Genomic DNA, 8901 nt, shown 5'->3' with positions numbered 1-8901 from the left:
CGGCCGTTTTCACGCTCCGGAGCGCGGTCACGCTCCGGAGCGGGGCCGGCGGACGGTCACGAACGCCTGCGCCGCAGCGCCCACCAGGTCAGGACCGCGCCGGAAGCCGCTGCGGCGGTGAGGGGCACGGGGTGGCGTTTGGCGCTGTGGACCAGTTGCAGGCCGCGGCCGACGACCCGCACGCTCGTTTCGGCCACGGCGGCGTCGGCCTCCTCGCGCAGTTGCTCGGCGTCCGGCAGCAGATCGTCGGATTCGGGTGAAGTGGGCGGGACCGGGATCGGGTTCATCCTCGACTTCCATTCTCGATGGGCACGGGCTCGACCGGGTGGTACCCGCCACCGCCGAGTCGAAACGGTGGCGGCGGGGGGCGGGGGCGATCTGCCGCGCCTGTTTCGGCGATCCGTGCCCGGGTATGCGCTGACGGTCCAGTTCGTATGGGATCAAAGGATTTTCGATGACCGAACCGTCTACCCGGACCGGCAGACCTGACAGCTCGTATTCGTCGTCCAGCGTCGAGAGGATGGCGCAGCACCCGAATTTCGCGCGATTCGCTCGCGCGGGATTCGTGATGAGCGGAATCGTGCACCTGTTCATCGGGTACCTCGCCATCCGCCTCGCGCTCGGCAACGGGGGCGGCACCGCCGACCAGTCCGGGGCCATGGCCGAGCTGGCCGCGAAACCCGGTGGCGGAGTTGCCCTGTGGATCGGCGTGGTCGCTTTCACGCTGATGGCGCTGTGGCGCTTGACCGAAGCGGTGTTCGGCAAGGCTTCCGAGCCGCAGGCCGACAGCAAGAAATCCGAGGCCGTGCACCGAATCAAGGCCGCGGCCGTGGCCGTGATCTACTTCGGATTCGCGCTCACCGCATTCGGTTTCGCACGCGGGCGCGGCAAGTCGAGCAGCGGCGAGAGCAAGAGCCTCACCGCGCGGTTGATGGAGAACACCGCGGGAACGGCGCTGTTGATCATCGGTGGCGCGGTCATCATCGGCGTCGGCGGCTACCACGTCTACAAGGGCGCGACGCGACGGTTCCTGAAGGACCTGAAGGGCACGCCCAGCAAGCTGGTGCAGCGACTCGGCACGGCCGGGTACATCGCGAAGGGGCTGGCGATCGGCGCCGTCGGGGCGCTGGTGATCCTGGCCGTGAGCCAGTCCGACCCGGACAAGGCCTCGGGGCTGGACGGGGCGCTCAAAACCCTTGGCGCGCAGCCCTACGGCGCGACGCTGCTGGTGGCCGCGGGACTCGGGATCATCACCTACGGGCTGTACAACATCGTGATGGCGCGGCTCGCGAAGATGTAGCCGGGTCGAGGCCGGGGACGGCGGGATGACGCCGGCGCCCGGCCGCCGGCCACGAGGCGATAAGAGAGTCCGGCCCTATCTATCTCACAGTCGGCGTGCTAGACATACGACAACGGCGAGGAGGCGGCGATGGCGAAGATTGTGGTGTTCGGGGCGACGGGATACACCGGCCGGCTGACGGCCGAAGCCCTTGTCGCGCGCGGTGTTTCACCCGTGCTGGCCGGGCGGAACGGACCCGCCCTGGAGAAGCTCGCGGCCGATCTCGGCGGTGCGCGAACCGCCGTCGCCGATGTCGCCGACCCCGCGTCGGTGCGGGCGCTGCTCGGGCCGGGCGATGTCCTGATCAGCACGGTCGGGCCGTTCCTGCGACACGGCGGCCCGGCGCTGGCCGCCGCCATCGACGCCGGGGCGCACTACCTCGATTCCACCGGCGAGGGGCCGTTCATCCGGACCGTGTTCGAGCACGACGACCGGGCGCGAGCCGCCGGTTCGGCGCTGCTCACCGCGTTCGGATTCGATTATGTCCCGGGCAATCTGGCCGGCGCGCTGGCCCTGGCGGCCGCGCCCGGCGCCGCGCGCGTGGATATCGGCTACTTCGCCGACAACCCGCGCACCAGCGGGGGAACCCGCGCCTCGATCGCCGGAATGCTGTTCGAACCCAGTTTCGCACTGCGCGACGGGCGGATCGTGACCGAGCGCGCGGGCGCGCGACTGCACTCGTTCGATGTGGCCGGAGCCGCGCGGACCGGGGTGTCGATCCCCGGCTCGGAGCAACTCGCGCTGACCCGCTCGTACCCGGGCGTACGCGAGGTCGGGGTGTATCTGGGTCTGCCGACACCCATCGCACAGGGCCTGCGCGCCGGATCCGGCTTCACCGCGGCCGTGGGGAAGGTACCCGCGCTCAAGCGTGGCCTGGACAGCGTCCTGACCCGTGCCGTGCAGGGGTCCACCGGCGGCCCGGGCGCCGAGTCGCGCGAGCGCACCCGGACCTGGGCGGTGGCCGAGGCGCGCGATGCGAACGGAAAGACTTCGGCGACAGTCACTCTCGCAGGCGGTGACCCCTACGACTTCACCGCGGCGATCCTCGCCTGGGGCGCGCACACGGCGCTCGAGGGCGGGCTGCGCGGCACCGGGGCGCTGGGCCCGGTGGACGCCTTCGGTCTCGCGGAACTGGACGCGGCGGTGACCGCCGCGGGATGGTCCCGCTACCCGGCCGACTCCGCGCGGTGAGCGAATAGCCCGGGTGCGCGGGCCTTGTCGCCTGGCTCGACGTTTGCGGCGCAACGATACCGGCGGCGACACGAACTGAACCCGCCGGTGTCTGCGCATCGATCGTCCGAATCGCGCTGCGGCACAGCTCGGCTCACGAGCGGATCGGCTCGGCCTCGCAGAACCTGCGGACTCGGGTTCACAAGGGCGGCAGGTGGCTCGGCGGCCTTCAGCTCGCGGTGGGCGTGTTCGAGCAGGACGCGGCGCAGGTAGCCCAGCGGAATGGTGTCGAAATGACGACGGAAGTTTGCCTGCAGGGCGCGCTGGGTCACGCGGGCCGTCGATTACCGGAGAACGGTTCAGCGAAGCGAAGGTAGCTCACCCATCGAGGCAAAGTAAGGGTACCCTTACCGAGGGTGAGCGACCGGGTGCCCGCCGGCGTCGGTCCGCTCCCGGCCGGGTCCGGCCGTCGCCGGGCGTGGCCTGCGCGCGCGGGGAAAGGGCTTGGCGCCGTGCGCGATCGGAACCACCGCTGACGTACGGAGAACTCTGTGGCTGCTCGTGACGACACCTTCCCGCTCATCGGCGCGTTGCGCGACGCGGTGCTGCTCTCGGCGACCGTGACCGAATTCGAGGACCTGACGCCGGCGCTGCGGCGCATCCGGTTCCAGGGTCCGCGGCTGCGCGGGCTGAGCTGGCAAGCGGGACAGCATATTCGGATCCAGGTCGGCGGATTCGCCGAGACGCTCTTGCGTTTTCATCCGCACGACGCGCTGCGCGCCTACTCCGTCTACAACGCCGATCCGGTGGCGGGAACCCTGGATATCGTGCGATTCGAGCACGATACGGAGCCGGGGACGCTGACGCCGTCGCGGCGGTGGGCGCGCGACACCGGCATCGGGGAAACCGTGCATTTCACCAGGCCCCAGGGAAATTTCGTCGTCCGGGACGACGCGCCGTATCACCTGTTCGCGGGTGAGGAGACCGCGTCGGTCGCGTTCGCCGCCATGCTGCGCTCCCTGCCCACCGGGGCCGAAGTGCACGGCGTGGTCGAGGCCGCCACCGCCGCCGGGCACCTGGCGCTGCCGCGCGATCTGACCGGGGTGGAGCGAGGTGCGGGCGGGGCCGCGAACTCCGAGACGCTGGCCGCCGGGCTGCGCGCCCTGCCGCTGCCGGACCGGCCCGGGGTGGCCTACCTCGCCGGCGAGGCCCGCACCATCCAGCGACTGCGCCGGATCCTGATCGACGAGCGCGGCTGGGATCGCCGGGCCGTTCGCACGAAACCGTTCTGGACGCCCGGGCGCACCGGAATGGAGTAGCCACCACGCCCGCAAAGGAAGCGATAAATTCGCGCGCACGAGCTCGCGCGATCCGTAAGGATCCGCGGCGCACCCGACGGCGCGGGTTGAATCGAGGGTCTGAATCGCTTGCGAGAGAGCAGGAAACCACCATGAACACCATCGATCGAACCGACTCGGCGCCCGCCGTGCGGGTGAGCTGGTCGGCGGGCGAGGCCGCCTACGTCGCCTGTTCGGATCGATTCCCGGGCCTCACCGCGCGGAACGAGTGGTCCGCGCTCGCCGCGCTGGACGAATTCATCGAACTCGTCGAACACGTGCGGCGACAGGGCGATTCCGGGGTGCGGCCGGCCGCGTGAGGGGTTACGCGGCCTGCAGCGCCTGGGTCCGCAGGTCTTTCAGCACACGGGACAGGATGCGCGAGATCTGCATCTGGGATACGCCCAGCTCCTGCGCGATCTGCACCTGGGTCTTCTCCTGGCCGTAGCGCAAGATCAGGATGCGGCGCTCGCGCTCGGGCAGCGCGGCCAGCAACGGACCCGCGGTGAGCGAATCCTCCATGAGCGCGAAGCCGGGATCGACGTCGCCGATGGTATCCGCGGGCGAGAAGGTCGCGCCGTCCTCGGTGCCGGTGACCCGGGTGTCGAGGGAATCGGCGGTACGGCTGTTGCGGGCGATGAGCGCCTGGGTGATCTCGTACAGATCGGCGTCGAGGTGATCGGCCAGCTCACGGGCGGTGGGCTCACGCCCGAGACGCTGGGACAGCTGCGGGATCGCCGTGGTGAGCTGCTGCTGCAGTTCCTTGAACCGGCGCGGCACGCGCACGGCCCAGGTGCTGTCCCGGAAGTACCGCTTGACCTCGCCCATCACGGTCGGAATCGCGTAACCCAGGAACGACGAGCCGTGCTCGGGGTCGAAACGGTCCACCGCGAGCACCACGCCCAGCGCGGCGATCTGCGCCAGATCCTCGTAGTCGACCCCGCGGCCGGCGTAGCGGCGCGCGATGTGCTCACCCAGCGGCATGGCCTCGGCGATGATGTCATCGCGCAGACGGGCCCGGCCGGGATCCTGTGGATCCAGGGCCGCGAGCTCGGCGAGCCGGGGTTCCAGGTTGTCGTAGGTGTCGCTTCCCTTGCGTGTACTGCGGGTGGCGGGTCGTGCGGTGTATTCAGTTGACATGTTCAGCCCCTCGGTGCGGTGTCCCGTACAAAACGTGGGTATTTCTAATCTCTACCCGGTCCGACCGGATCGAAACAACCCGGCGCGAGATGGCCCACACCGGGCGATCTGCCCGAATCACCGCGAATAAGTTGCCCCTCACCTGCGGAGACGAGGCGTGGAATCAGCTGTTTTCACCAATCACGGTTTGATAAACAATTCGATGGGGAACGCTTAGGACATGATCATCGACTCACGTAATCACCCCCGGAATACGACGAGGATCGATCGCACCAGCACCGCCGTGGCGCTGGCCCTGTGCCTGTTCTTCTTCCTCGGACTGACCCTGCTCACCGGCTCGGCGCTCACCGCGCTGACCGGCACCGCCGGCCTGCTCGGCGCCCTGGTCATGACCTTCCAGATGCTGGCCCTGCCCACCGACACGCACTGACGGTTCCGGTCCGCACGCGCCGGAACCGCAGCGCCTACATGCGCGCGAGCAGCTCGGCCTTCTTGGCCGCGAACTCGCCCTCGGTCAGCACCCCGGCGTCCCGCAGTTCCCCGAGTTTGCGCAGATTCTCGGCGATGTCCCCCACGGGCGCGCGCTGCGCTCCCCCGCCACCGGCTTCGGCTTTCAGCCGCCGGAAGGCCGCGACGAACGCCTCACCCCGCCCGTGCGCGATCTGGGCGACCGACGCCATCCAGCGCGAGGTCGAGATGGTGACGGTCTCCCCGCCCGGCTGGGTCGAGAATCCCAGCGCCACGACCGCGTCCAGCGCGAACTCCTCCACCGAGGCGCTCAGCAGACCCTTGTCGAAGAAGAACATCCGGCGCGTGGTCAGCACCAGCATCCCCTGCCGCTGATCGTCGAACAGACCCTGCGCGAGTTCGATCACGTACTCGTCGAGCCTGATGTACTCCGACAGCGAGCGTGCCTCGCGGTGCCCGAACAGCCAGCCCAGCTTCCCGATTCGGTCCAGGGCGGCGGTCAGGCCGTGATCGTCGATGGGCAGCCCGCCCGCCGCGGTGATGTCGTCGATCAGCTCGATGTGCTTGCTGCCCATCATGTCGACGGTCCACTCGATCACGGTCGAGGACGGGCTCTCGGGCCGGAAACCCGCCGAAAGCGTAGCGGCCCAGCGGTTCTTGCGCAGGGAGCGCTTGGATTCCGCCAGCAGCGGATTGCCGCGCCGGGTGATCTCCACACCGAGGGCGCTCATGCCGTGCTCGATGGCCGGGTACGCCTGCTCGTACGGCGCCAGCACCCGAATCGCCACGTTGCGCACTATCCCCACGCGAGGATCGTAGCGGCCCGGGCGATGTCGCCGCGGGACAGGTGACGCGCGGCGGGCTACCCCAGGTCGCCGGGGTGCGGCCCGGTGGCGAAGGGGTTCGGCTCGTCCGCGGCGAGCACGCCGACGAACGGATCACCCTCCCCCGCGAACGTGTATGCGCCGCTTTCGATCCGGTCGATCAGGCCGTGCGTCCAGGCCGCCTCGCTGTCGGCCGAGTGCACCCACATGTTCATGATCTCGCCGATGTGCCCGAGCTGCCCGGGGCCGTCCTCGGGGATGTAGTGCTCGGTCACCGAGGCCCGCCAGCGTTCGAGCCCGGCGATGCGCTCGCGCAGCAGGGCGACGGCTTCCGCGCGCGGCAGGTCGACCATGAATCCGATTGCGGCCGAAAGCATATCCATCTTCTGGTCGTACGAGGTCAGCGCCTCCCGCAGCAGCGCCCGGTATTCCGCGGTGCCTCGCTCGGTGATCTCGTATTCCACCCGGGGCGGTCCGCCCACGGTGCTGGGCGCGACCTCGTGCGCCAGCAGCAGTCCCTGCTTGGCCATCTGCTTGAGCGCGTGGTAGATCGAGCCCGGCTTGGCGTTGGACCACTCGTGCGCGCCCCAGAACTCCAGGTCGTTGCGCACCTGATAGCCGTGCGCGCGGCCGTGCTGGCGAACCGCGCCGAGCACCAGCAATCGGATCGCCGACATGGACATCTCCCTCCGGGTGAGTGCGCCCAGGCTAGCACTATTCAATCTTGACTAGATGCAGCGGCGGCGCGTACGTTGGTCGGGTAATCAAGTTTGACTAATAGGGCGGCCGACGCGGACCGCCCCGGTCGAACGCGGGCACCGAACGGCAGGGGTGTTTCTTGTCCTACGACAACCCGGCGATCTTCGTCGAAGGCCTACGAAAGAGATACGGCGGCAAACAGGCCCTGGACGGCCTGGATCTGACCGTCCGCGCGGGCACCGTGCAGGCGGTGCTCGGCCCGAACGGCGCGGGCAAGACCACGGCCGTGCGCATCATGTCCACCCTGCTCCGGCCCGAACAGGGCCGGGTCGAAGTGGCCGGGGTCGACGTGCGCGCGCACCCCGAGATCGCGCGCACCCGAATCGGATTGCTCGGGCAGCACGCTGCGGTCGACGAGGAACTCGGCGGCAGGCAGAACCTGGAGATGTTCGGGCGGCTCTACCACCTGGGCGCGCGGCGCGCAGGGGTGCGGGCCGACGAACTGCTGGCCCGGTTCGGGCTCGCCGACACCGGGTCGAAGGCGGTCAAGCACTACAGCGGCGGCATGCGGCGCCGGCTCGACCTGGCGGCCTCGCTCATCTCCGAACCGCTCGTGTTGTTCCTGGACGAGCCGACCACCGGGCTCGATCCGCGCGGGCGCACCGAGGTGTGGAACGCGGTGCGTTCCCTGGTCGACGGCGGCACCACCGTCCTGTTGACCACCCAGTACCTGGAGGAAGCCGATCAGCTGGCCGATCGGATCACCGTGATCGACCACGGCCGGGTGATCGCCGAGGGCACCGCCGACGACCTCAAATCCCGGACCGGCGGCGACCGCATCGACGTGGTGCTGCACGACGCGAACCAGCTCACCCGCGCGGCGGCGCTGCTGCCCGGGGACGTGCTGATCGATCAGGATCGGCGACTGCTCAGCGCGACGGTCACCGACCGCATGCGGGCGCTGACCGGGGTCGTGCGCGCACTCGAGGAGGCGGGAATCGAGGCGCGGGACATAGCGATTCGCCGGCCGACCCTCGACGAGGTCTTCATGGAACTGACGAAGGAGAAGGTGGCGTGACCACCACGTACGGCGCCGCCCCGGCGGCCGGCTCGGCAGCGCTGTGGGCCGTTTCCGACTGCTGGACCATGACCAGGCGGGAACTGGCGCACTGGGCGCGCCAGCCGGTGCAGGTGGTGGTCGGGCTCGTGTTCCCGGTCATGCTGCTGGTGATGTTCAGCTACCTCATCGGCGGCGGTCGTGCCATCGACGGGGACTTCACCGCCTACCTGGTCCCCGGCATGCTGACCATGACCATGGCGTTCGGGCTCGAGTCGACCATGACCGCGGTGACCCAGGACCTGGGCAAGGGCGTCATAGACAGATTCCGTTCCATGCCCATGCATTCGGGCGCGGTGCTGGTCGGGCGCAGCATCGCGGACATGCTGCAGTCGGTGCTCGGACTGGCCGTCATGGTGGCCGTCGGCTACGCCATCGGCTGGCGCTGGCACGGCGGCGTGGCGGCCTTCCTGGCGGCGATGGGCCTGCTGCTGCTCCTGCGCTTCGCCATGCTGTGGATCGGGATCTACCTGGCCATGGTCGCGGGCAAACCGGAACTCGTGCAGACCGTGCAGATTCTGGTGTGGCCCATCAGTTTTCTGTCGAACGCCATCGCCTCCCCCGAATCGATGCCGTCCTGGCTCGGCGCGGTCGTGGAGTGGAATCCCATGTCTGCCACCGCGACCGCGGTGCGCGAGCTGTTCGGCAATCCGGTCGCGGCCGGTGACTCCTGGGCTAGCGCGCACGCGGAGTTGCTCGCGTTGCTCTGGCCGCTGGGGCTGATCGCGGTGTTCTTCCCGCTCGCGGTCAAGCGATTCCGGGATCTGAGCGGCTAGCGGGTGCGCGGTGCGGTCGTGCGAACGACCG

At 69.5% G+C, this 8901-nt stretch carries 11 protein-coding genes; 7 read left to right on the top strand and 4 right to left on the bottom strand.

Features of this window, described 5'->3' with window-relative positions; all coding sequences use genetic code 11:
- Positions 1 to 56: 56 nt before the first annotated feature.
- Positions 57 to 287, bottom strand: a complete 231-nt coding sequence (locus ABZ319_RS39175) for a hypothetical protein (RefSeq protein ID WP_354991654.1) — start codon at positions 285 to 287, stop codon at positions 57 to 59.
- 167 nt (positions 288 to 454) lie between these two features.
- On the opposite strand from ABZ319_RS39175, the gene ABZ319_RS39170 reads away from it, so the two are divergent.
- From ABZ319_RS39170 to ABZ319_RS39155, 4 genes are all read left to right on the top strand, one after another.
- On the top strand, positions 455 to 1300 hold the full coding sequence (locus ABZ319_RS39170; protein ID WP_354991653.1) for a DUF1206 domain-containing protein: 846 nt from the start codon (positions 455 to 457) through the stop codon (positions 1298 to 1300).
- Positions 1301 to 1429: 129 nt separating this feature from the next.
- Positions 1430 to 2530 (top strand): saccharopine dehydrogenase NADP-binding domain-containing protein, encoded by a 1101-nt coding sequence (locus ABZ319_RS39165; protein WP_354991652.1) that lies wholly within the window; start codon positions 1430 to 1432, stop codon positions 2528 to 2530.
- A 530-nt stretch (positions 2531 to 3060) separates the two neighbouring features.
- Positions 3061 to 3828, top strand: coding sequence for a siderophore-interacting protein (locus ABZ319_RS39160; RefSeq protein ID WP_354991651.1), 768 nt, complete (start codon positions 3061 to 3063; stop codon positions 3826 to 3828).
- 131 nt (positions 3829 to 3959) lie between these two features.
- Complete coding sequence (locus tag ABZ319_RS39155) at positions 3960 to 4166, top strand: hypothetical protein (RefSeq protein ID WP_354991650.1); 207 nt, start codon at positions 3960 to 3962, stop codon at positions 4164 to 4166.
- 4 nt (positions 4167 to 4170) lie between these two features.
- Here the strand turns inward: ABZ319_RS39155 and ABZ319_RS39150 are convergent, their stop codons facing one another.
- Positions 4171 to 4986 carry a SigB/SigF/SigG family RNA polymerase sigma factor gene (locus ABZ319_RS39150; RefSeq protein WP_354991649.1) on the bottom strand — a complete coding sequence of 272 codons (816 nt, stop codon included), beginning with the start codon at positions 4984 to 4986 and terminating at the stop codon, positions 4171 to 4173.
- Between the two features lie 220 nt (positions 4987 to 5206).
- Here ABZ319_RS39150 and ABZ319_RS39145 point away from each other — a divergent pair, with 220 nt between their 5' ends.
- A complete protein-coding gene (locus ABZ319_RS39145) occupies positions 5207 to 5416 on the top strand; it encodes a hypothetical protein (protein WP_354991648.1) in 210 nt (69 codons plus the stop codon).
- Positions 5417 to 5450: 34 nt separating this feature from the next.
- On the opposite strand, the gene ABZ319_RS39140 is transcribed toward ABZ319_RS39145, so the two are convergent.
- Positions 5451 to 6260: an SHOCT domain-containing protein gene (locus ABZ319_RS39140; RefSeq protein WP_354991647.1), complete on the bottom strand. Its 810-nt coding sequence runs from the start codon at positions 6258 to 6260 to the stop codon at positions 5451 to 5453.
- Positions 6261 to 6316: 56 nt separating this feature from the next.
- Positions 6317 to 6955: a PadR family transcriptional regulator gene (locus ABZ319_RS39135; protein WP_354991646.1), complete on the bottom strand. Its 639-nt coding sequence runs from the start codon at positions 6953 to 6955 to the stop codon at positions 6317 to 6319.
- A 161-nt stretch (positions 6956 to 7116) separates the two neighbouring features.
- Here ABZ319_RS39135 and ABZ319_RS39130 point away from each other — a divergent pair, with 161 nt between their 5' ends.
- Both ABZ319_RS39130 and ABZ319_RS39125 read left to right on the top strand, forming a co-directional pair.
- On the top strand, positions 7117 to 8055 hold the full coding sequence (locus tag ABZ319_RS39130; protein ID WP_354991645.1) for an ATP-binding cassette domain-containing protein: 939 nt from the start codon (positions 7117 to 7119) through the stop codon (positions 8053 to 8055).
- Complete coding sequence (locus ABZ319_RS39125; protein ID WP_354991644.1) at positions 8052 to 8870, top strand: ABC transporter permease; 819 nt, start codon at positions 8052 to 8054, stop codon at positions 8868 to 8870. The genes ABZ319_RS39130 and ABZ319_RS39125 overlap by 4 nt, the downstream gene beginning before the upstream one ends.
- The last annotated feature ends 31 nt before the right edge of the window (positions 8871 to 8901 follow it).

Source organism: Nocardia sp. NPDC005978 (assembly GCF_040614455.1).
GTDB lineage: Bacteria > Actinomycetota > Actinomycetes > Mycobacteriales > Mycobacteriaceae > Nocardia.
The sequence above is the reverse complement of the archived record's forward strand: the minus strand, read 5'-3'. Positions and strand labels throughout refer to the sequence as shown.